Source organism: Pseudomonas sp. GW823-FHT02C05 (assembly GCF_058797595.1).
The window spans coordinates 371,646-394,181 of the sequence record NZ_JBXAJU010000004.1 but is presented as its reverse complement, the minus strand read 5'-3'; the positions used below and the strand labels follow the sequence as shown (position 1 = coordinate 394,181).

General features: G+C 63.1%; 20 protein-coding genes and 1 pseudogene. 8 read left to right on the top strand and 13 right to left on the bottom strand.

Annotation, left to right across the window (positions count from 1 at the left end):
* Positions 1-2 precede the first annotated feature (2 nt).
* The 5 genes from AC1RGE_RS23200 (at position 3) to gcvH (ending at position 5,888) form a co-directional block, all read left to right on the top strand.
* Positions 3-1,220, top strand: a complete 1,218-nt coding sequence (locus AC1RGE_RS23200) for a 2-octaprenyl-3-methyl-6-methoxy-1,4-benzoquinol hydroxylase (protein WP_019095409.1) — start codon at positions 3-5, stop codon at positions 1,218-1,220.
* Between the two features lie 136 nt (positions 1,221-1,356).
* Positions 1,357-2,358: an extracellular solute-binding protein gene (locus AC1RGE_RS23195; protein WP_011064138.1), complete on the top strand. Its 1,002-nt coding sequence runs from the start codon at positions 1,357-1,359 to the stop codon at positions 2,356-2,358.
* 240 nt (positions 2,359-2,598) lie between these two features.
* A complete protein-coding gene (locus AC1RGE_RS23190) occupies positions 2,599-4,215 on the top strand; it encodes an ABC transporter permease (protein ID WP_019095408.1) in 1,617 nt (538 codons plus the stop codon).
* A gap of 154 nt (positions 4,216-4,369) precedes the next feature.
* Positions 4,370-5,452 (top strand): glycine cleavage system aminomethyltransferase GcvT, encoded by a 1,083-nt coding sequence (gene gcvT / locus AC1RGE_RS23185; RefSeq protein WP_492585096.1) that lies wholly within the window; start codon positions 4,370-4,372, stop codon positions 5,450-5,452.
* Between the two features lie 52 nt (positions 5,453-5,504).
* On the top strand, positions 5,505-5,888 hold the full coding sequence (gcvH, locus tag AC1RGE_RS23180; protein WP_011064135.1) for a glycine cleavage system protein GcvH: 384 nt from the start codon (positions 5,505-5,507) through the stop codon (positions 5,886-5,888).
* A gap of 59 nt (positions 5,889-5,947) precedes the next feature.
* Here the strand turns inward: gcvH and AC1RGE_RS23175 are convergent, their stop codons facing one another.
* Entirely contained in the window at positions 5,948-7,087 is a 1,140-nt protein-coding gene (locus tag AC1RGE_RS23175) for a DegT/DnrJ/EryC1/StrS family aminotransferase (RefSeq protein ID WP_492585094.1), read from the bottom strand.
* A 191-nt stretch (positions 7,088-7,278) separates the two neighbouring features.
* Here AC1RGE_RS23175 and gcvP point away from each other — a divergent pair, with 191 nt between their 5' ends.
* A complete protein-coding gene (gene gcvP / locus AC1RGE_RS23170; protein WP_053154443.1) occupies positions 7,279-10,152 on the top strand; it encodes an aminomethyl-transferring glycine dehydrogenase in 2,874 nt (957 codons plus the stop codon).
* 7 nt (positions 10,153-10,159) lie between these two features.
* Here the strand turns inward: gcvP and AC1RGE_RS23165 are convergent, their stop codons facing one another.
* The 6 genes from AC1RGE_RS23165 to AC1RGE_RS23140 all read right to left on the bottom strand — a co-directional run bounded on the left by AC1RGE_RS23165 (position 10,160) and on the right by AC1RGE_RS23140 (position 16,499).
* Entirely contained in the window at positions 10,160-11,092 is a 933-nt protein-coding gene (locus AC1RGE_RS23165; protein WP_492585092.1) for a fumarylacetoacetate hydrolase, read from the bottom strand.
* Between the two features lie 6 nt (positions 11,093-11,098).
* The gene (locus AC1RGE_RS23160) at positions 11,099-12,364 is read right to left on the bottom strand and encodes an MFS transporter (protein WP_011064131.1); all 1,266 of its coding nucleotides are present in this window, start codon (positions 12,362-12,364) and stop codon (positions 11,099-11,101) included.
* A 109-nt stretch (positions 12,365-12,473) separates the two neighbouring features.
* On the bottom strand, positions 12,474-13,523 hold the full coding sequence (locus AC1RGE_RS23155; RefSeq protein ID WP_346624695.1) for a type III polyketide synthase: 1,050 nt from the start codon (positions 13,521-13,523) through the stop codon (positions 12,474-12,476).
* Positions 13,524-13,731: 208 nt separating this feature from the next.
* Complete coding sequence (locus AC1RGE_RS23150) at positions 13,732-14,172, bottom strand: Zn-ribbon domain-containing OB-fold protein (protein WP_011064129.1); 441 nt, start codon at positions 14,170-14,172, stop codon at positions 13,732-13,734.
* A 12-nt stretch (positions 14,173-14,184) separates the two neighbouring features.
* A complete protein-coding gene (locus AC1RGE_RS23145) occupies positions 14,185-15,381 on the bottom strand; it encodes a thiolase family protein (protein WP_011064128.1) in 1,197 nt (398 codons plus the stop codon).
* Between the two features lie 29 nt (positions 15,382-15,410).
* Positions 15,411-16,499: a hydroxymethylglutaryl-CoA synthase gene (locus AC1RGE_RS23140; protein WP_492585090.1), complete on the bottom strand. Its 1,089-nt coding sequence runs from the start codon at positions 16,497-16,499 to the stop codon at positions 15,411-15,413.
* A 461-nt stretch (positions 16,500-16,960) separates the two neighbouring features.
* Here AC1RGE_RS23140 and AC1RGE_RS23135 point away from each other — a divergent pair, with 461 nt between their 5' ends.
* The gene (locus AC1RGE_RS23135; RefSeq protein WP_011064126.1) at positions 16,961-17,563 is read left to right on the top strand and encodes a TetR/AcrR family transcriptional regulator; all 603 of its coding nucleotides are present in this window, start codon (positions 16,961-16,963) and stop codon (positions 17,561-17,563) included.
* 51 nt (positions 17,564-17,614) lie between these two features.
* On the opposite strand, the gene phlG is transcribed toward AC1RGE_RS23135, so the two are convergent.
* Positions 17,615-18,499 carry a 2,4-diacetylphloroglucinol hydrolase gene (gene phlG / locus AC1RGE_RS23130; protein ID WP_019093573.1) on the bottom strand — a complete coding sequence of 295 codons (885 nt, stop codon included), beginning with the start codon at positions 18,497-18,499 and terminating at the stop codon, positions 17,615-17,617.
* Positions 18,500-18,640: 141 nt separating this feature from the next.
* Between phlG and AC1RGE_RS23125 the strand changes: the two genes are divergently transcribed.
* A complete protein-coding gene (locus AC1RGE_RS23125) occupies positions 18,641-19,312 on the top strand; it encodes a TetR/AcrR family transcriptional regulator (protein ID WP_011064124.1) in 672 nt (223 codons plus the stop codon).
* 72 nt (positions 19,313-19,384) lie between these two features.
* Here AC1RGE_RS23125 and AC1RGE_RS23120 read toward each other — a convergent pair whose 3' ends face one another.
* The 5 genes and pseudogenes from AC1RGE_RS23120 to AC1RGE_RS23100 all read right to left on the bottom strand — a co-directional run.
* Positions 19,385-19,702 carry a DUF2388 domain-containing protein gene (locus AC1RGE_RS23120; protein WP_011064123.1) on the bottom strand — a complete coding sequence of 106 codons (318 nt, stop codon included), beginning with the start codon at positions 19,700-19,702 and terminating at the stop codon, positions 19,385-19,387.
* Between the two features lie 70 nt (positions 19,703-19,772).
* Entirely contained in the window at positions 19,773-20,222 is a 450-nt protein-coding gene (locus AC1RGE_RS23115; RefSeq protein ID WP_065365057.1) for an NfeD family protein, read from the bottom strand.
* Positions 20,223-20,232: 10 nt separating this feature from the next.
* The gene (locus AC1RGE_RS23110) at positions 20,233-21,153 is read right to left on the bottom strand and encodes an SPFH domain-containing protein (RefSeq protein WP_011064121.1); all 921 of its coding nucleotides are present in this window, start codon (positions 21,151-21,153) and stop codon (positions 20,233-20,235) included.
* 125 nt (positions 21,154-21,278) lie between these two features.
* Positions 21,279-21,992 (bottom strand): methyl-accepting chemotaxis protein, encoded by a 714-nt coding sequence (locus AC1RGE_RS23105; protein WP_370059455.1) that lies wholly within the window; start codon positions 21,990-21,992, stop codon positions 21,279-21,281.
* Between the two features lie 141 nt (positions 21,993-22,133).
* Positions 22,134-22,460, bottom strand: a pseudogene (locus AC1RGE_RS23100) (HAMP domain-containing protein); the annotation flags it as partial.
* Between the last annotated feature and the right edge of the window lie 76 nt (positions 22,461-22,536).

Genomic DNA, 22,536 nt, shown 5'->3' with positions numbered 1-22,536 from the left:
AAATGCGCGCAGATGTGCTGATTGTCGGAGCCGGAATGGTCGGCAGTGCCTTGGCGTTGGCGTTGCAGGGCAGCGGCCTGGAAGTGCTGCTGCTCGATGGCGGTTCCCTGAGTGTCAAACCCTTCGATGACCAGGCGCCGTTCGAGCCTCGGGTCAGTGCCTTGTCGGCGGCCAGCCAGCGCATCCTGGAGCGCCTGGGCGCCTGGGACGGCATTGCCCGGCGCCGTAGCAGCCCCTACTGCGACATGCAGGTCTGGGACGGCAGCGGCACCGGGCAGATCCACTTCTCGGCGTCCAGCGTGCATGCCGAGGTGCTGGGTCATATCGTCGAGAACCGGGTGGTTCAGGACGCCTTGCTCGAACGCCTGCATGAATGCGATATCGGCCTGCTGGCCAATGCCCGTCTGGAGCAGATGCGCCGCTCCGGCGACGACTGGCTGCTGACCCTGGCGGATGGCCGGCAATTGCGTGCGCCGCTGGTGATCGCTGCCGATGGCGCCAACTCGGCCGTGCGCCGGCTCACCGGTTGTACCACTCGCGAGTGGGATTACCTGCATCACGCCATCGTCACCAGCGTGCGCAGCAGCCAGCCTCATCAATTGACCGCCTGGCAGCGCTTCACCGATACCGGCCCGCTGGCCTTCCTGCCCCTGGTACGGGACGGGCAGCATGATTGGTGTTCGATTGTCTGGTCGACCACCCCGAGTGAGGCCGAGCGCCTGATGGCGCTGGACGACGAGAGCTTCTGCGCCGAACTGGAGCGCGCCTTCGAAGGCCGCCTGGGTTCGGTGATCAGCGCCGACCCGCGGCTCTGCGTGCCGTTGCGCCAACGCCATGCCAAGCGCTACGTGGCCGAAGGCCTGGCGCTGATCGGCGACGCCGCCCACACCATCCACCCGTTGGCGGGGCAGGGGGTCAACCTGGGCTTCCTCGATGCCGCCGTGCTGGCCGAAGTGCTGCTGCAAGCGGCCAGCCGCGGTGAGCGCCTGGCCGAGGTCAAGGTGCTGAGCCGCTTCGAGCGCCGGCGCATGCCCCACAACCTGGCGCTGATGGCGGCCATGGAGGGCTTCGAGCGGCTGTTCCAGGCCGACCCGTTGCCCATGCGCTGGCTGCGCAACACCGGCCTCAAGGTGATCGACCAGATGCCCGAGGCCAAGGCCCTGTTCGTGCGCCAGGCCCTGGGCCTGAGCGGCGACTTGCCGGAACTGGCCAGAGCCTAGGCGCCGGCTTGCTGGCCAAGCGTCGCGAGGACGAGCCTACGCAACATCTGGTAACTCCTCAGCGCCGGGTTCGGTTGAGATGGCAAATGGGAGTCCTTATCATTTCGCCTCACTTTGAAATCGAGAGACCGCTCCCATGTTGGCACCGAAGCGTCTACTGACCGCCCTGGCCCTCACACTCATCGGTGGCACCGCCTACGCCGCCGATGAAGTCGTGGTCTACTCCTCGCGTATCGATGAGCTGATCAAGCCGGTGTTCGATGCCTACACCCAGAAGACCGGGGTGAAGATCAAGTTCATCACCGACAAGGAAGCGCCGCTGATGCAGCGGATCAAGGCCGAGGGCGAGAACGCCACCGCCGACCTGCTGCTCACCGTGGATGCCGGCAACCTCTGGCAGGCCGAGCAGATGGGCATCCTGCAGCCGTTCACCTCCAAGGTCATCGACAGCAACATTCCCCTGCAATATCGCTCCTCCAACCACGCCTGGACCGGCCTGAGCCTGCGGGCGCGGACCCTGGCCTACTCCACCGACCGGGTCAAACCTTCAGAACTGACCACCTATGAAGCCCTGGCGGACAAGCAGTGGGAAGGCCGCCTGTGCCTGCGCACGGCGAAGAAGGTCTACAACCAGTCGCTGACCGCCACGCTGATCGAGACCCACGGTGCGGAGAAGACCGAAGAGATCATCAAGGGCTGGGTCAACAACCTGTCTACCGATGTGTTCTCCGACGACATCGCGGTGCTCGAGGCGATCAACGCGGGGCAATGCGACGTCGGCATCGTCAACACCTACTACTACGGCCGCCTGCACAAGCAGAAACCGAACCTGGCGGTGAAGCTGTTCTGGCCGAACCAGGGCGATCGCGGGGTGCACGTCAACCTGTCGGGCATCGGCCTGACCAAACACGCACCGCACCCGGAAGCAGCCAAGGCCCTGGTGGAATGGATGACCACGCCTGAGGCGCAGAAGATCTTTGCCGACGTCAACCAGGAGTTCCCGGCCAACCCGGCGGTAGCGCCTTCCGCGGAAGTGGCCAGCTGGGGCAAGTTCGTAGCCGACACCCTGCCGGTTGAAATCGCCGGCAAGCGCCAGGCCGAAGCCATTCGCCTGATGGACCGCGCTGGCTGGAACTGAGCCTGCCGTTATACTGCGCCCCGCTTTTGCGGGGCGTTTTCTTTAGCGGCTGGGCTTTTGTGGCGAGGGAGCTGGCTCCCGTTCCACCGCGCAGCGGTGGCCAGCCCTGAATACGTGATTCAACTGGCGTAACGTGGTTGCAGCCGTTGGGGCGGCCATGGCGCCCAGCGGGTGCCGCTCCCTGGCCCCACGCGTTTTGCGCAAGTATTTTTGTCTGTTCCACCTGCCCGAGAGTTTTTTGTGGCCCATCCCGCTCAACGTCGCTGGTATCCCCTGGTCTTTGCCGTAGCGGCCCTGGTCCTTTTGCCGCTGAGCGTGCTGCTATTGTCCTGGCAGGCCGTCGACCAGCAGATCTGGTCCCACCTGTGGGACACGCAAATGCCGCGGCTGTTGGGCAATACCCTGACCCTGGTGCTTGGGGTGGGCGTTGGCGTCACGCTGCTGGGCGTGAGCCTGGCCTGGCTCACCAGTCTCTGCGAGTTTCCCGGACGGCGCTGGCTGGACTGGGCCTTGATGCTGCCCTTTGCGATCCCGGCCTATGTGCTGGCTTTCGTCTTTGTCGGCCTGCTGGATTTTTCCGGGCCGGTGCAAAGCCTGCTGCGGGAATGGTTCGGCAGCGGCCTGCGACTGCCGCGGGTACGTTCCACCGGTGGGGTGATCCTGGTGCTGGTGCTGGTGTTCTATCCCTATGTCTACCTGCTGGCGCGCAACGCCTTCCTGGCCCAGGGCAAGGGGTTGATGGAGGCCGCGCGGGTCCTCGGGCAATCGCCCTGGCAGGCATTCTGGCGGGTGGCGCTGCCCATGGCGCGGCCGGCCATCGGCGCCGGGGTGGCCCTGGCGCTGATGGAAACCCTGGCGGATTTCGGTGCGGTGTCGGTGTTCAACTTCGATACCTTCACCACCGCTATCTACAAGACCTGGTACGGCTTCTTCAGCCTTTCCAGCGCCGCCCAGCTGGCCAGCCTGCTGCTGCTGGCGGTGATGCTGGTGCTGTACGGCGAGCGCCGCGCCCGTGGCGCCAGCCGTACCGGTAACGAACGGCCCCGGGGCAAGGCGCTGTACCACTTGCGCGGGCTCAAGGCGTTGGCGGCCACGGGCTGGTGCCTGCTGGTATTCGCCTGTGCCTTCGTGATTCCGCTGCTGCAGTTGCTGGCGTGGTTCTGGCAGCGCGGGCGCTTCGACCTGGATGAGCGGTATGCCGGCTTGATCATCCACACCCTGTACCTGGGCGGCATGGCGGCGCTGATCACTGTCAGTGTGGCTCTGCTCCTGGCCTTTGCCCGACGCCTGGCGCCGACCCGGGGCATCCGCGCCGGGGTCAGCCTGGCCAACCTGGGCTACGCCTTGCCCGGCTCGGTACTGGCGGTATCGATCATGCTGGCCTTCAGTTACCTGGATCGCGAGCTGGTGATCCCGCTGTCCGGCTGGTTGGGCGGGGCCGGCAAGCCGCTGCTGCTGGGCAGCCTGTCCGCCTTGCTGCTGGCCTATCTGGTGCGTTTTATCGCCGTGGCCTACGGGCCGCTGGAAAACAGCCTGGAGCGGATCCGCCCGTCGCTCCCCGAAGCGGCGCGCAGCCTGGGGGTCGCTGGCCCGCGACTGTTTTTCAAAGTGTATCTGCCGTTGTTGCTGCCCGGGACCTTGAGTGCCGCCTTGCTGGTGTTCGTCGATGTGCTCAAGGAAATGCCCGCCACCTTGCTGATGCGCCCGTTTGGCTGGGACACGCTGGCGGTGCGGATCTTCGAGATGACCAGTGAAGGGGAGTGGGCCCGGGCCTCGCTGCCGGCACTGACCCTGGTGCTGGTGGGCCTGCTGCCGGTGATTGGCCTGATCCGCCGCTCGGCCCATCGAATCGGTTAGGTGCCAGCCTTGCACCTTGCAGCTACAATGCGCGGCATTCGGTGCGGCCTGTTGTTTGGCCGGGACGCTGAAATCGGCTGAAAGCCATCTATTTCAAGGCTTTCACACCAACAGCGCCAGTCCGCACCCTCGCCACGCCCGGAAGGAGAAACCCATGGGACAGCGTACGCCTCTGTATGACCTGCATCTCGCCCTCGGCGCGAAAATGGTCGATTTTGGCGGTTGGGATATGCCCTTGCATTACGGCTCGCAGGTCGAGGAGCACCATCAGGTGCGACGTGATTGCGGTGTGTTCGATGTATCCCACATGACCGTGATCGATGTCAGCGGTACCCAGGCCAAGGCCTGGCTCCAGCGGTTGCTGGCCAATGATGTCGAACGCCTGCACAACCCCGGCCAGGCTCTGTACAGCACCATGCTCAATGAACGGGGCGGCATCGTTGACGACATGATCGTCTATCGCCTCGAAGACGCTTATCGCCTGGCGCTCAATGCCGCCACCCGTGATCAGGACCTGGCCTGGATGCAGGCGCAGCTGGGGGATTTCCAGGTGCAGCTGCACGAGCGCCCGGAGCTGGCGATGCTGGCGATCCAGGGCCCTCAGGCGCGGCACAAGATTGCCGAGCTGGTAACCCAGTCCCGCGGCACCCTGATCCAGCAGCTCAAGCCATTCGAAGCCGGCTTTGACGGCGACTGGTTCATTGCCCGGACCGGCTACACCGGCGAGGACGGTCTGGAGATCGTCCTCCCTGCCGACCAGGCCCCGGCCTTCTTCAACGACCTGGTGGGGGCGGGGATCTCGCCCATCGGTCTGGGCGCCCGGGACACCCTGCGCCTGGAGGCCGGCATGAACCTCTATGGCCAGGACATCCATCAGGATGTCTCGCCCCTGGCGGCGAACATGGCCTGGAGCATTGCCTGGGAACCGGCGTCACGTCAGTTCATCGGTCGCAGTGCCCTGGAAGCCGAACGGGCGGCCGGGGTGAAGCAGAAACTGGTGGGCCTGGTGCTCGAAGAACGCGGGGTTTTACGCGCGCATCAGGTGGTTCGCATCGTCGATGTTGGCGAAGGTGAGATCACCAGTGGTAGTTTCTCCCCTACGCTGAGTAAATCGATCGCACTGGCGCGGGTGCCGATGGCCACCGCCGACCGTGCCGAAGTGGAAATCCGCGGCAAGTGGTACCCGGTCCGGGTGGTCAAACCCACCTTCGTGCGCCACGGCAAAACCCTGATCTAACTATTTCCAGCAGGCATTGCGCCGCTGACACTTCTTCTTGAGGACACAGAACATGAGCGATATCCCTGCCCACCTGCGTTTTGCCGACAGTCACGAATGGGCCCGCCTGGAAGCCGACGGCAGCGTGACCGTAGGTATTAGCGACCACGCTCAGGAAGCCCTGGGCGATGTGGTTTTCGTCGAGCTGACTGAAGTCGGCAACGTGTTTGGCGCAGGGGACCAGGCCGGTGTGGTGGAGTCGGTGAAAGCCGCTTCCGACATCTATGCGCCGGTGGCCGGTGAAGTGATTGCGGTCAACGAAGAGCTGAGCGCCAGCCCCGAGTTGCTCAACAGCGATCCGTACGGTGCCTGGATCTTCAAGCTCAAGCCAAGCAACCCGGGCGATCTGGACAAGCTGCTGGACGCCGCCGGCTACAAGGCCGCCATCGGCGAGTAAGCCGTTCTCGCCGGCGCGTCCGCCCCGTTTGCGCAGGGCGGGCTTGCTGGCGAAGGCTCTTAAGCCTGCAGCACCTCTTTCACCGCCGCCACCGCGCGTTCCACGTCGGCCTTGCTCATGGCGGTGAACATCGGCAACGAGACGATCAGCCGACCGACCCGTTCCGCTACCGGGAACATCCCCTCCTTGAAGCCGCGCTCGCGGTACAGGCTCAGCAAGTGAATCGGCGGGTAGTGATAGCCGATGCCAATCCCGCGTTCCTGCATCTGCTCCATGAAGGTGGCGCGGGCCGGCTTGCCATCCTTGCGCTCTGGCAGTACCAGCTGGAACAGGTGCCAGTTGCTGTTGGTGAAGTCCGCCGGCGGTAGCTGGGCGCCATAGCGGGCCTCGAAATCGCTGCCAAAGCATTCGAAGTAGTGCCGGGCCAATTCACGGCGATGGGCGGTGATCGCCTCGATATGGGCGAACTGCCCCAGGCCGATGGCGGCCGCCACGTCGGTCATGTTGAACTTGCCCCCAAGCACATCCACATCCAGGCCGTCGAAGCCGTTGCGGGTCACGCCCTGCAGGCGGTACTTCTCGGCCAGGCGCACCTCCTCTGGCGTGTTGAGCACCAGGCAGCCGCCCTCGGACGAGGTGACGTTCTTGTTGGCCTGGAAGCTGAAGGACACGAAGTCGCCACCGGCACCGATGCGCTGGCCGTTCCAACTGGAGCCCAGGGCCTGGGCGGCATCTTCCACTACCCGCAGGCCGTGCTTGTCGGCCAGGGCGTAGAGGCGGCTCATGTCCACCGGCAGCCCGGCCAGGTACACCGGGATAATGGCCTTGGTGCGTGGGGTAATGGCGGCTTCGACCTGGGCCAGGTCGATATTGCGGGTGACCGGGTCGATATCGGCGAACACCGGCGTGGCCCCGACTTCGAGGATGACGTTGGCGGTGGCCACCCAGGAAATCGGCGTGGTGATGACTTCATCACCGGCACCGATGCCGGCAATGCGCAAGGCGATCTCCATGGTGCAGGTGCCGGAGTTGAAGGTGCGTACCGTGCGCCCGCCGAAAAACTCCGAGAGCTGGGCTTCGAAGGCCTGGACCTTGGGGCCGCTGGTGATCCAGCCCGAACGCAGGACTTCGCCGACAGCGGCGATGGTGGGTTCATCGATGGTGGGTTTGGAGAACGGCAGGAAAGGCAGTTGGCTCATGACGATGGGACACCCGATAAGCGGACGATAGGGGCACAGGTTGCGATGCGCCGGGGCTGGCGCGTTGACGTCGAGCATGATGGTACCGATTGCCCCGGGACGCCAGAGCATCGACGCGGGAAATCGACTGCTATGCTGCTTGGCACCCTGTTGCAGCGACGCTGAGCGCCGTTTATCGGAGAGAGCCGGTCATGTCCCAGTTGCTATCTTTGAGCCAGTTACGCGAGCCCAACGCTTTTCTCAACCGGCACCTGGGGCCCGACGCCGAGGAGCAGCAAGCGATGCTCGCCAGCCTCGGGCTGGGCAGCCGGGCCGAACTGATCGAGCAGACGGTGCCGCCGGGAATCCGCTTCAACCGCGCACTGGACCTGCCGCCGGCCCTGGACGAAGCGGCCGCCCTGGCCAGGCTCAAGGGTTATGCCGGGCAGAACCAGGTCTGGACCAGCCTGATCGGCATGGGTTACCACGCCACCCTGACGCCGACGGTGATCCTGCGCAACGTGCTGGAGAACCCCGGCTGGTACACCGCCTATACCCCCTACCAGCCGGAAATCGCCCAGGGCCGGCTCGAAGCCTTGTTGAATTTCCAGCAGATGACCATCGACCTCACCGGCCTGGACCTGGCCAACGCCTCGTTGCTGGACGAAGCCACCGCCGCCGCCGAAGCCATGGCCCTGGCCAAGCGCGTGAGCAAGTCTTCGAGCAACCTGTTCTTTGTCGATGAACACTGCCACCCGCAAACCATTTCCGTGGTCCGCACCCGGGCCGAAGGCTTCGGTTTCGAGCTGGTGGTCGGCGGGGTCGACGAATTGTCCGGGCACCAGGTGTTCGGCGCGTTGCTGCAGTACCCGGACACCCATGGCGAGATCCGCGACCTGCGGCCGCTGATCGACCAGTTGCACGCCCAGCAGGCCCTGGCCTGTGTCGCGGCCGACCTGCTCAGCCTGTTGTTGCTGACCCCGCCGGGCGAACTGGGGGCCGACGTGGTGCTCGGTTCGTCCCAGCGCTTCGGCGTGCCCATGGGCTACGGCGGCCCCCATGCGGCGTTTTTCGCCTGCCGCGACGAGTACAAGCGCGCGATGCCCGGGCGCATCATCGGCGTGTCCAAGGATGCCCGCGGCCAGGTGGCCCTGCGCATGGCCTTGCAGACTCGCGAGCAGCATATCCGCCGCGAGAAGGCCAACTCGAACATCTGCACCGCCCAGGTGCTGCTGGCCAATATCGCTGGTTTCTACGCCGTCTATCACGGCCCGGCCGGGCTCAAGCGCATTGCCCAGCGGGTACACCGGCTGACCTGCATCCTCGCGGTCGGCCTGGAGCGCCACGGCATTGCCAGGGTCAATCGGCACTTCTTCGACACCCTGACCCTGGAGGTCGGCGGCAGCCAGACGGCGATCATCGAAAGCGCCAGGGCGCAGCAGATCAACCTGCGGATTCTCGGCCGTGGCCGGCTGGGGCTGAGCCTGGATGAAACCTGTGACGAAAGCACCGTGGCCCGTTTGTTCGACGTGTTCCTGGGTGCCGACCACGGGCTGGATGTCAGCAGCCTGGACGCCGAGGCGCTGGAGTCGGGGATTCCCGACCCGCTGCTGCGACGCACGCGCTACCTGACCCACCCGGTGTTCAGTGCCCATCACAGCGAAACCGAAATGTTGCGCTACCTCAAGCAGCTGGAGAACAAGGACCTGGCGCTCAACCAGTCGATGATTCCCCTGGGCTCCTGCACCATGAAGCTCAATGCCAGCAGCGAGATGATCCCCATCACCTGGCCGGAGTTCGCCAACCTGCATCCCTTCGCACCCCGGGAGCAGGCTGCCGGCTATGGCCTGCTGATCGCGGAGCTGGAGCGTTGGCTGTGTGCCATCACTGGTTTCGACGCCATCTGCATGCAGCCCAACTCCGGGGCCCAGGGCGAGTACGCCGGGCTGCTGGCGATTCGTCGCTACCACGAGAGCCGCCGGCAAGGCGGCCGGCATGTCTGCCTGATCCCGGCGTCGGCCCACGGCACCAACCCGGCCTCGGCGCAGATGGCCGGGATGCAGGTGGTGATCGTCGAGTGCGACGAGGCCGGCAACGTCGACCTGGAAGACTTGAAGGCCAAGGCCCAGGCGGCCGGCGAGCGCCTGTCGTGCCTGATGGCTACCTACCCTTCCACCCACGGCGTGTACGAAGAGGGCATCAGCCAGATCTGCGAAGTTATCCACAGCCACGGCGGCCAGGTGTACATGGACGGCGCCAACCTCAACGCCCAGGTAGGCCTGGCCCGGCCGGCGGACATTGGCGCCGATGTCTCGCACATGAACCTGCACAAGACTTTCTGCATTCCCCATGGCGGCGGTGGCCCGGGCATGGGGCCGATTGGCGTGCGCGCGCACCTGGCGCCGTTTGTCGCCAACCACCCGGTGGTGCCCATCGACGGGCCTTTACCGGAGAACGGCGCCGTCAGCGCAGCGCCCTGGGGCAGTGCGAGCATCCTGCCCATCAGCTGGATGTACATCGCCCTGATGGGGCCGCAGCTGGCGGATGCCAGCGAGGTGGCGATCCTTGCGGCCAACTATCTGGCCGAGCAATTGAGCGGTGCCTTCCCGGTGCTCTACAGCGGCCGCAACGGCCGGGTGGCCCACGAATGCATCCTCGATCTGCGCCCGCTCAAGGCCCAGACCGGGATCAGCGAGGAAGACGTGGCCAAGCGCTTGATGGACTACGGCTTCCATGCCCCGACCATGTCCTTCCCGGTGCCGGGCACCCTGATGGTGGAGCCCACGGAAAGCGAATCCAAGGCCGAGCTCGACCGTTTTATCGAAGCCATGCTGAGCATCCGCGCCGAGATCGCCCAGGTGCAGGAGGGCAACTGGCCGGCCGAGGACAACCCGCTCAAGGGCGCTCCCCATACCCTGGCGGATATCACCGGAGTCTGGGAGCGCTCCTACAGTATCGAACAGGCGGTGCTGCCCACCGCCCATACCCGGGCCCACAAGTACTGGCCGGCGGTGAACCGGGTGGACAACGTCTATGGCGACCGCAACCTGTTCTGCGCCTGCGTGCCGCTGGCGGACTACCGCTGAACGGGCCTCAGTAGTGGTGGCGCGTCCGCGCCGGCTGGCTGCCATGGCTACTGGCACGGGCAGGTTGGGTTTCCAGGGGATAGAGGTGCAGCAACTCTTCCTCGATCACCTGGTTGCTCAGGCCCAGTTCCAGCTCCGGGCAGTCCAGGTCCAGCCAGTCACCGTGCTGCAACTGCAGGTCGCTCTCGCGCCGGCTGGCGCTGTGGAACACATAGTGGACCATGCCCGGTTGCAGGAACTGTTCGTGCTGTTCGAGGAAGGCCTGGGAGTATTTGCGAATAGCCCACCAGTTCTGCTGGTCGAGGCGATAGCTGCGCTGCGGCAACGGCGTGCCCTGGCGTTCGACCCGGACATTGAGTGACAGGCTGTTCTGCAGTTCGCCGAGGATCAGCGCCGGGGCGATGGCGCACTGGCGCAACCGCGATTGCGCGCAGGAACTGGCGTCCTGATGGCTCAGCAACGGGTCGTGAATGTCGTGGCCGAGGCTGAAGCCGACAAAGCGCAACTGGCCGAAGGGGTCCACCAGGTACACGCACACCACCCCGGGCTGGCTGGAAATGCTCTGGGCGTGGTACGGAATCATCAGCGGCTCGCCGTCGGTCTTCAGCAGGCTGCCATTGCCCTTGTAGAACCAGCCCTGGCGGGTGTGCGGAGTGTTCAGGGTGACTTCGCTGACCTGCACCAGCAGGTTGTCCCGAGGCTTGAGCGGTGGGCGCAACGGGCCTTGCTGGGGGCCGTCCGCGGGCAGTTGCGGGTGGGGCGCGAGGCTGCGCAGGTGTTCGCTCCAGCCCAGATGGCGACGGCTGCAGAACAGCAGGGTCTCGTACAGCCTGCCGTGTTCGGAATAGGCCCGCACGCTGCGGCCATTGTGAAAGTCGAACAGCCCGATGGCGCGCTGGTCCTTGTGGCAGACATCCAGCAACAGCAGGTAATCGTCCATGATTCTCTAGTCCTTCAGGGGCAAGGGGGCGGGGAGGATGGGCAGCGCTTCGCGCACGCGCGAACGGCGCGGTTCGAGGGCCTGTTCCTTGAGCAGGAATGACAGCAGCAAGCCGGCCAGGCTGCCGCTCAGGGCCACGTACAGGATCGATGGCAGGCCGAAATGGCTGGCGGCGAACCCGGCCACGGCCGGTGACAACCCGCCACCCAGGATCTCGCCGAACCCCACCACGATTCCGGTCGCCGTCGGCAGCAGGGCCGGGGTGACCGATTCGCTGGTCAGCGGGCCGACCGTCATGCAGATCAGGCTGAAGTTGAAGAACGACAGCAGGAACAGCAGCAGGAACAGCAGCCAGGGAAGGGGCGGGCTGACGATCAGCAGGCCCACCAGGGTGCTGCTGGTCATGAAGCACACCGACACCACCGGCTTGCGCCCGAGACGGTCGGACATGCCGGGGATGATCAATTGGCCGATGAAGCCGCCCACGCCGATGGCCGAGATGACGAAGGCCATGGACAGGGTTTCCAGGTGCATATGGTCGGTCAGGTAGCTGGGCAGCATGGCGCAGAGGACGAACTGGCAGGTGAGTATGCAGAACATGATCAGGATGTTCAGGCTCACGTTGCCGCTCTTGAAAGCCGCCAGCCAGGTGCCTGCGGTGCGGTCGGCCTGGGGCGCCGGCAGCGGTCGGTAGATTTTCCACAGGTAGCCGGCCAGCAGCAGGCCCGGCAGGGAAATGATGGCGAACACCGCACGCCACGAGCCAGTGATTTGCAGGAGGTAAGCGGCGATCAGCGGCCCCAGGCACAGGCCGAGAATCGGGAACAGCGCCTGCTGGATACCCAGGTTCAGCCCGCGCCGGTCGGGGCGCGAGACTTCATTGGTGACAATGATGCTGGTGGGGGTGAAGGCACCCTCGCAGATGCCCATCAGCCCGCGCAGAATCACCAGCCCCAGCACGCCGGTGGCCAGCGCGGAAAAACCGGACAGTAGCGAAAGCACGGCAATCGAGGTCACCAGCACGCGGCGGGTGCCCAGGCGCTCGATCACGCTGCCCATGCCCAGGGCGGACAGCCCCCAGGTGAAGGCCAGCGCGGCGGACAGGTAGCCCAGGTCCTGATAGTCCAGTTGCAGGTCGTGCATGATCACCGGAAACAGCGGCAGGATGATGAAGCGATCCAGCCCCACCAGCCCGAAACTCAGTGACAGCAACAGCACCATGGATCTTTCGTAACGGCTGTTGGCAGCCGTGGTTGGCATTCCAGTGTTCATCGCTCAGCTTCCTTGTGAAACCATGAACCCGGCGCAAGCGCCGTGGGAGGCCACCCGACGTTGCCATGCAGCCCGGCAACGTCAGGTGGGACAGGCACAGGCAGTCACATCAGGCGGTCCACTCGCCCACCGCCATTTCCGCGGTGAACCCCGGGCCGAAGGCTGCCAGCAGGCCGATGTCGCCGCGATTGAGGTTGGAATCGAACTGCCGCTTGAGCACGTCGAACACCACCACGCTGGCAATGTTGCCGGCTTCCGACAGGCTGCTGCGCGATTGCGAGACCCGGTTGGATGCCAGGTCCAGGTGCATCACCAGCTCGTCGAGGATCTTGCGACCACCGGTGTGGAAGATGAAGAAGTCGTTGTGCGCACAGTTCTGTTCGAAGCTCTCGTAGTTGAGCCGCTCCATGACCGGTGCCACGTCCTTGATGGAGTTCATCACCGCCTTGTCGAGGGTGAAGTGAAAGCCGGTGTCCTTCACGTCGTACTTGATGTAGTGCTCGCTCTTGGGCAGGAAGTACGACTCGGTCTTCTTGATCTTGAAGCCGCCGACCTGGTCATCGGCGCGCAGCACGCAGGCGGATACCGCATCGCCGAACAGCGCCGCGGAGATGAAGGCGTGCAGCTTGGTGTCGTCCGGCTGATAGCACAGCGAGGAGAACTCCAGGGACACGATCAGGACGTGGTTGCGGGCATCGAGCCGGGCGAAGTCGTTGGCGCGGTTGATGGCCGCGGCACCGGCCACGCAGCCCAGCTGGGCGATCGGCAACTGCACGGTGGAGGTCGGCAGGGCCAGGTCGTTGATCAGGTGCGCGGTCAGCGACGGCATCATGAAGCCGGTGCAGGAAGTGACGATCACCATGCGAATGTCGCTGATCTGCAGCCCGGCATTCTCGATGGCCTGGCGCGCCGCGGCCGACGACATCTGCCGGGCTTCACGCTCGTAGACGATGCTGCGGTGGGTGAAACCGGTGTGCACTGCCAGTTCGTCGATCGGCAACACCAGGTGGCGCTCGTTGACTTCGGTGTTGGCGATCATGCGCTTGGCCAGGGCCATGCGTGGATGGTCGGCGTGCAGGTTTTCCAGGTGATCGACCATCTGTTGCTGGGTGATCTTGTGTTGCGGAAACATGACGTGTGGAAGGCAAAGTGTAGACATGATGGGTCCTTGGCTTTAAGTAAGCCAACAAGTTAAGGGGTGGGGATAGTCCCCGTTTATAGGCACAGGAATCTGTAGGCCCTAAAGGAAATCAGGGCCTTAAGGCAACTTCGGGGCGTGAAGTTGCCGTTGATGTAACTTTTAAGTTGGATTTTATTTTAATGGCTAACTTCAAGGTGCCTTATATAAAGGCACCTTGAATAACAACTTATATATCGAGTACGAACTTATAAGCGTATTGCCAGGCCAGGTTGCTTTCGCGCACATGCTTGCGGATCACCATGCGCACCGGCGCACCGACTTTCAGCTGTTGCTGATCGCACACATCGACGATTTCCGAAGCGATCACCAGGCCGTCGTCCAGGCGCACCATGGCCATGATGCGCGGCACGGTTTCGCCATAGCCCATGGCGGCCAGGATCGGGTTCTCGGCCGGGGCCATGACCTCGATCTTGCCACTGCGCGCGCAGCGATACGGCTTCACACTCAGGGAGTTGCAAGCGCCGCAGACGGTGCGCCGGGGGAAGAAGATTTCGTTGCATTCTTCGCACTGGCTGCCTTCGAGGCGGTACTTGCCGCCATGCTCGCGCCATTCGCGAAGCATGCTGGCGGTGGTCATTCTGTGGATCTGTTCTGGGTACATGGACATGGTCCGGGCTCCTTAGTCGTTCGAGAGGACAATCACTGAGTTGTGCGCCGCGTAACCGCCAAGGTTCTGCGACACGCCGATGCGCGCGCCCTTGACCTGGTTGTCGGATTCACCCCTCAGCTGCCGGAACAGCTCGGTGATGTGCAGGATGCCGTCGCAGCCGGAGGCATGGCCGCGGCCGATGTTGCCGCCGTCGGTATTGAGCGGCAGCTGGCCATCCAGGGCGATGCCGCCTTCGAGCACGAAGTCGCCGGCCTGGCCCTTGCCACAGATGCCCATGGACTCCATCTGGATCAGCCCGGCGCCGAGCAGGTCGTAGACCTGGGCCACGTCGATGTCCTTGGCGGTGATCCCGGCTTTCTTGTAGGCGATCTCCGCACAGGCGATGGAGTTGGCCGAAACCGCCATGCCCACATCCTTGGGCAGGCCCGGATGATGCAGGGTCGGGTTGTGAAAGCGCGTACCGAAATAGTGGGAGACCCCGGTATAGGCGCAACCGCGTACGAACACCGGTTTATCGGTGTACTTGTGGGCCAGGTGTTCGGCCACCAGGATCGCGCAGCCACTGGCTTCGCCCCAGGCCAGCATCGAGCCGCAGGCTTCGCTGTTCTTCAACACTTCCAGGGATGGAATCGGCTGGCCATAACGGGTGGCGGTGGGGGTGTTCTGTGCGTAGATGCGCATCTGCCGGCCGAAGGTGGCCAGTACGTCGGCCTCGCGACCGGCATAGCCGAACTTCTGGAAGTACTCGGCGGTGGCCAGGGCGAAGGCATCGGTGTGGGAAATGCCGAGGAAATAATCGTATTCACATTCAGTGCTGGAGCCGATGTATTCGGCGTAGTTGAAGTGATCGGTCATCTTCTCGAAGCCGCCGCATAGGACGATGTCGTACTCCCCGGACGCCACCATCTGGTGGCCCATCTGGAACGACACCGAGCTGCTGGTGCAGTTGGCGGTGCTCATGAAGGTCGGCGCCGGGCTGATGCCCAGGGCGTCGGAAATGGTCGGGCCCAGGCCGCCATATTCGGAAATGCCTTCACCGTGATAACCATAGGCCACGGCCTGGATTTCCCGGGGGTGCATCTTGGCGTCCTTGAGTGCCTTGTAGGCGGACTCGACGATCATTTCCTTGAACGTCTGCCGAACTCGTGAACTTCCGGGTTTCGGCGTATAGGCGGCCGAAACGATTGCAACACGACGTGCGCACATGTGCATGCTCCTTGCGTAGACAGGCGTAATCAGAGATAGGCGGTCAGGGCGTAGTCAGCCCGCAGGTACTTGAACTCGTACTTGATGGACGTGCCGTAGTCGACGTAGATCTTGGATTCCAGCAGTTCGCGCAGAGGCTTGTTGTGCTTCTGGTACTGCTCGATGGCGTCGGTGACGGTCAGGGCGATGGCGTCGCTGCCGGCGCCGAAACCGTAGGACACCAAAAGAATTTTCTGCCCCGGGCGTGCCTGGTCCAGTACGTTGATCAGGCCGAGCAGCGGGCTGGCCGATCCGGCATCGCCAACGTTGCCGGCATAGATGCCCGGTTCCACCTGCTTGGGGTTGAAGCCCAGGTGCTTGGCCAGGGAGTAGGGCGTGGACACCAGGTTTTGCTGGAACACCACATAGTCATAGTCGGCGGGGCTGGTGTGCAGCTTGGCCATCAGGCCTTCGGCGGCGCGGCGGGTCTGGTCTTCCAGGCCGATGCTGTTCTTGTCCGAGCCCAGGCCCATGCCCGAACGAATGTAGCGATCGCCCTGGGGGCGGATGTTGTCGGCGACATCGGCGGCGCAAGAGAAGCTGGCGTCGAATTCGGCGATGACATCCTGGCTGCCGATCAGCAGCGCAGCGGCTCCGGCCCCGGCATAGGATTCGGTCAGGTCGCCCGGCGCGGTGTTGCGGTTGATGGTGTCGGCGCCGATGGCCAGGGCGCTGCCCGTCATGCCGGAAGCCACCAGCGCCTGGCAGATCTGCAGGGCAGAAGTTCCGGACTTGCCGGCGAACTGCACGTCGGCGCAATAGGCGTCGTAGCCGCTGCCGAGCATTTCCAGGATGATCGAAGCCGAGGCCCGTGAGTCATAGGGATTGGTGCAGGTGCCCAGGTACAGGGCTTCGATCTGATGACCGGGGGCTTTATCCAGGGCCCGTTGCGCCGCCAGCACCCCGAGGGTGATGACATCTTCATCCGGTTGCAGCACGGCTCTTTCCGTGACGCCGAGGTTTTCCTCCACCAGCTTGAGGTCGGTGTTTTTCCAGACGTTGATCACTTCCTGGACTTTCAGGCGGCATACCGGAATACCCGCGCCATAGCTGACAATACCTATCTTTTTCACGTTCATTTTCCTCTTGATTCCATTCTTTTCAGAAAACTGGGTCGTGCCTGCTCAGAAGCACCCTTGAAACATACGGAAAACAGTTTTGCTGCCTTTCTCCTGGCCACACCTGATGAAACCTGCAGGCCAGAGCGGTTTAACAGCAGACTCCAAATAGGGGAAAACCCACTCGAAAGCTGTTTTTATTCACCTCACTGTGCTATGATACGGAACGTTTCGTTTAGTAATAATTTCAGACGATCTAATCTCTTAAGGGAAAAGGGCCGAAGCCTCGAATTCGAGGAACTCCAAGTTACAAGGCCTGAGCTGCTCAACCCTTACGCGATATTTTAAAAACTAGATAGATCGGTGTAAGAAATTCATGATTCTTTCAAGAATGAAACGAAACGGACCGTTTCATTTCGATTCGAGGGAATCCTATACCCTGCGTTGCGTTTGTCAAGCGCCCTGCCTGGAGATTTTTTATTGTGGCTCGTACCCCCTCTCGCAGCTCCATCGGCTCTTTGCGAAGTCCCCATACTCATAAAGCCATTCTCACTTCCACCATCGAAATCCTTAAGGAATGCGGCTATTCCGGGCTCAGTATCGAGTCCGTCGCCCGTCGGGCGGGGGCCAGCAAGCCAACTATCTATCGCTGGTGGACGAACAAGGCGGCGTTGATCGCCGAGGTTTATGAAAACGAGAGCGAACAAGTCAGAAAGTTTCCTGATCTCGGCTCGTTCAAGGCAGATCTCGACTTTTTGCTGCGAAATCTCTGGAAAGTCTGGAGGGAGACTATTTGCGGCGAAGCCTTTCGCTGTGTGATCGCCGAAGCGCAACTGGATCCCGCAACCTTGACCCAGCTCAAGGATCAGTTCATGGAGCGCAGAAGGGAAATGCCGAAAAAACTGGTGGAAAATGCCATCAGCAACGGCGAGCTGCCCAAGGACACCAACCGTGAATTACTGCTGGATATGATCTTCGGCTTTTGCTGGTATCGGCTGTTGACTGAGCAACTGACGGTGGAACAGGACATCGAGGAGTTCACTTCTCTGCTGATCAACGGTGTTTGTCCTGGTACGCAACGTTGATCCTTTCGAGCCATTAAGCCCTGGAGTTTCTCGGGCTTAATGGCTGTTGTTTCAGGCTGCGGGGGTGCCAAACTCTCGATACAGGTCCGGCAGGAAGCTGGCCAGATGATTGAACTCACACATGTCGTGCACCGCGAACTCGTAGGCCAGGGTCTCCAGTTCGGCCTCGCCAAAGCCATTTTCCTTCAGCAGCGATGCAGCCTTTTCTGCCCCAGGAAAGCGGGCCATCGACGGGTGCGCCCCGACCCAGTAACGGCTGGTCAGGTACATGCCGTCCGGTACTTCCTTGAACAGATGCACCATCAACGACACCGGTACCTCAGGATGATCCGCCAGGCTCATCAGGGCGCTGACACTGCCGTCGATCTTCGCTTCGCGATACAGATCGGTGTTCAGGCCCAGGCTGGCCGGCTGCTGGAAGTCGATATGCAGGTGCATCAGGCGATCACCGACATATTCCGATGCGCAGAAGGTGTTGCCATACAGCCGTTCCTCAAAACTCAGGGACTCATCGCACAGGCGCTGGTGGTGCACGCATGGGTTGCTGACATGGGCATAGGGGAACCACAGGGTGTAGCGCTCCGATTCCGCGGGGTGCCAGATGAACCACCACTTGAACATCTGCGCGGTGCAGCCGGGGAAGAACTTGCGGCTTTGCACGTAGGCCATCGGGCCCGGTAGCAGGGCGTAACCGGATTCCTCGCTGACAAAGTCCGGTTCGAGCAGGCGATTGATGTCCTCGATGCTCGGGGTCAGGGTGTCTTCCAGGGCCATGGGGCCTTGCTGAATCTTGCGGACGGCGGACAGCGGCACGCGCATTTCCGACCGGAAATACTTGGCGTAGGGCTTGTTCCTGACCGCCGCCTGATTGCGTAGGAACAGCTTCTGCATGGGCAGTGAGAAGTAGGTGAAGGGAGTCATGTTGCGCGCTTCCATGCTGATATCCTTTGGCGTGAATTGACAGATAGCCGCCATTTCGCTGCAACCCTTGACGGAATTGAACGAGAAACTGGCGCTTTGTAGCTAAGCAGTCCATAAACAAAAGTCAAATTTGAATTTAACTTAGTGAGAGCGCCTATGGCCGTTTCCGCTTCCCCGCAGCCAACTGCGGCCCGTACGCCGCGTCAGGATGGCCAGGCTACCCGCCAACAGATCCTGGAGACGGCCGGCCAGCTTTTTGCTGAGCTGGGGTACGCCAACACCACCAGCAAGCAGATCTGCGAGAACTCCAGGGCCAACAACGCCTCGGTCAACTACCACTTCGAGAACAAGGACGGCCTGTATCGGGCGGTGCTGCGCGAGGCCCACGACCGCCTGGTGCGGATCGAGACCATGATCAGCCTGAGTGAAAGCCAGGGCAGCCCCGAGGACAAGCTGCGGGCGATCATCACCGTGCTCATCGAGGGGCTTGGCAACCAGCGTGAGGGCTGGGCGCTGAAAGTCCTGACCCGCGAACTGTTGTCACCCTCCGCGGTGCTGCCGGCGATCCTGGAGGAGCAGGCGTTTCCCAAGGCGAAGATCGTGCGCACCATCCTCGGCCAGATCATGGATCTATCGCCTGAGGACCCGGTTACCCTGCGCAGCGCCGTCAGCGTTTTTGCGCCCTGCCTGTTCCTGCTGATCGCCCATCAGCCGCTGGCGCGCAATGTGTTGCCCGGCCTGGAGCTGGATCCACCGGCGTTGATCGAGCACATGATGAGTTATGCCCTGGCCGGCCTGGCTGCAGTGTCCCGCACACCTGGGGTCTAGCCGGCTGATCGGGCACACAAAAACGCCGACCCTGGGGTCGGCGTTTGCTGTCGGCCATCCCTGGGGCAACGGTTACTCCTGAGCGACAGCGTTCTTCGCCAGGATGGCGTTGGCCAGTTCCATGTCGGTGGCCTTGAGGCCGGGGTTGTCGGCGCGGACTTTCTGCATGGCGGCTTCCAGGTACGGGCCGCGAATGCTGCCATCGCTGGCAACGAAGCTGCCGGCGTCATCCTGGGCGGCGACGATCAACTTGTGGTCCTTGAAGGTCAGGTAGGTGGAGCCGGTGGTGGCCCCGGAGGAAATGACGTTACGCCAGAAGGTGTCGGCCATTGCCGAACCAACGGGAAGAGACAGCAGGGCAAGGGTGGCGACAGCAATTTTCAGACGCATGATGGGTGACTCCGAAAGGGGGTATCTGCATCGTTTGATTCTAGATAACCCCGCGGAGTTCCGTGACTCATCAGTCAAGGTTTTCGACCAACAGGATTGCGCCTTCCTGGCCCACCACCCGCACCCGGGCGCCCACGGGGGCGTCGGCCCCCTTGGCGATCCACACGCCGTCGGCCACCTTGATCCGCCCGCGGCCGTCCACAATCGCCTGGTGCACCACAAAGGTCTTGCCGATCAGCTCCTGGCCCCGCAGGTTGAGGTTCGGCTGATCGCTGGGGCGTACCACGCTGCGCTGGCGGCGCCACCAGTACAGTGCGGTGAGCACCGACAGCAGGCCGAACAGGAGGAACTGCACCTCCCATGACAGGCCGGGAATGAGAAAGGTCAGGACCCCGACTGTGGCGGCTGCGAGGCCGATCCACAGCAGGTAGCCGCCGGCCCCGAATACTTCGAAGATCAGCAGGATGGTGCCAAGGGCCAGCCAGTCCCAGAACGATAGAGCTTGCACAAATGCCAACATGAAGCCTGCCTCAGACCTTCTTGCTGTCGAACGTGGCCTTGACGATCTCGCCGATGCCGCCCACGGCGCCGATGACCTGGCTGGCCTCCAGGGGCATCAGGATCACCTTGCTGTTGTTGGCCGACGCCAGTTTGCCCAGGGCATCGATGTATTTCTGCGCGACGAAGTAGTTGATCGCCTGGACGTTGCCGGTAGCAATCGCCTCGGACACCACTTGGGTCGCCCGGGCCTCGGCTTCGGCCTGGCGCTCCCGGGCTTCGGATTCGAGGAATGCCGCCTGGCGTTCGCCCTCGGCTTCAAGAATCTGTGCCTGCTTCTTGCCTTCTGCGGTAAGGATGGCGGCGGCCCGCAGGCCTTCGGCTTCGAGGATCTGCGCACGCTTGACCCGCTCGGCCTTCATCTGCCCGGACATGGCCGCCATCAGGTCGGCGGGTGGGCTGATGTCCTTGATTTCGATCCGGGTGATCTTGATCCCCCAGGGGGCGGTGGCCTCATCGACGGTTCGCAGGAGTTTCTCGTTGATGCCGTCACGTTGGCTGAGCATGGCGTCCAGTTCCATGGAACCGAGCACCGTACGGATATTGGTTTGCAGTAGGTTGCGGATGGCATGCTCGAGGTTGTTGACCTCATAGGCGGCCTGGGCGGTGTTGACCACCTGGAAGAAACACACGGCGTCGATCTGCACCGTGGCGTTGTCGGCGGTGATGACTTCCTGGGGTGGGATATCCAGCACGCTTTCCATCACGTTGATCTTGCGCCCGATGCGATCCATCACCGGAATGATGATGTTCAGCCCCGGCTTCAGGGTGTTGGTGTAGCGGCCGAAGCGTTCCACGGTCCATTGGTAGCCCTGGGGCACGACCTTGAAACCCATGAAGACGATGGCCACGGCGAGGCCGACGAAAAGTAACAACACGCTTCCGATCTGCATAACATTCTCCTGCTCAGATGTGATCAAGGGGCACAGGGGGCGAGTGTACGGCGGCGCCCGGTCGCGCGCAGAGATACCGTGGCCCTTGCATCATCAGGACACACATCACCGGCGTGCCCGTGGCCTCACAGTTGGAAGCGGGTGACCGAGGTCTGCAAGGTGGCCACGGAGTTTTCCATCTGCTCCACGGTCTGGGTCAGCTCACGCATGGCCTGGCTGTTGCGCCGGGCTACCAGGCTGATCATCTCCACCCGTTGCGCCACTTCGCTACTGGCCTTGGACTGCTCGCCGATGGTGAGGGAAATCTCCTCCACCATCACCGCCGAGCGCTGGGCGCCCTGGCGGATCTCATTGATCGAGGTGCCCGCCTGCTGGGCCATCTGGACCCCGTCGTTGACCCGGCTGACCCCGGTTTGCATGCTGTTCACGGCTTGTTCGGTGGTTTCCCGGATGCGTTCGATCATGCCGGTGATTTCCCGGGTGGACTGTGCGGTGCGGGCTGCCAGATTGCGCACTTCGTCAGCCACCACGGCGAACCCCCGGCCGGCTTCCCCGGCCCGGGCGGCTTCGATGGCGGCGTTCAGGGCCAGCAGGTTGGTCTGCTCGGCGATGCCGTTGATTACCTGGATGATCGAGTGGATCTCTTCCGAGGACTGGCCCAGGGCGGTGATGCTGCGGGAAGACTGGTTCACCGCCTCGGCAATATGGCTCATGCCGTCCACGACCCCGAGGATTACCTGGCCGCCGCTACCGGCCAGGGATTCGGACTGGGCGGCAATGCCCTGGGCATTGCGCGCGTGTTCGGCCACCTGGGCGATATTGCTGATCATCTGCTCCATGGCGGCGGCCATGTTGGTGGCGCCGTCGGCCTGTTCGCTGGCGCCGTCGGCAATGCTCAGCGACGTGTCGCTGAGGCTGTGGGAGCGGCCGCGCAACTCTTCGCTTTCATGGCGGATGGTGGTGATCATCTGCCGCAGGTTGTCTTGCATTTCTCCAAGGGCCTGTTGCAGTTGGCCGGCCTCGTCATGCCTGTCGACGCTGATGGGCGTGGTCAGGTTGCCCTGGGCAATGGCCCGGGCGGTGGCCACGGATTTTTCCAGGGGTTTGAGCACCCGGGTGAGCAGCTGCCGGGTCAACAGGGCCAGTGCCAGGGCGGCCAGCAGGCTGCCGCCGATCAGCCACCAGGCGGCCTGGCGGACCGCACTTTCACTGAGTTCGCGGGTTTGGGCGGTGCTGGCTTCGATCTGGCTGCTGAGGGCGGCGTTGCGGCTCTCCACTTCGCTGAAGCGCTGGGAGAACTCCGGCATTTGCAGGCGCGCGGCCTGTGGGTCCTTGAGGGCCTGCCCGGCGATGTTCTCGGCGGCATGAATGTAGTTTTCCAGC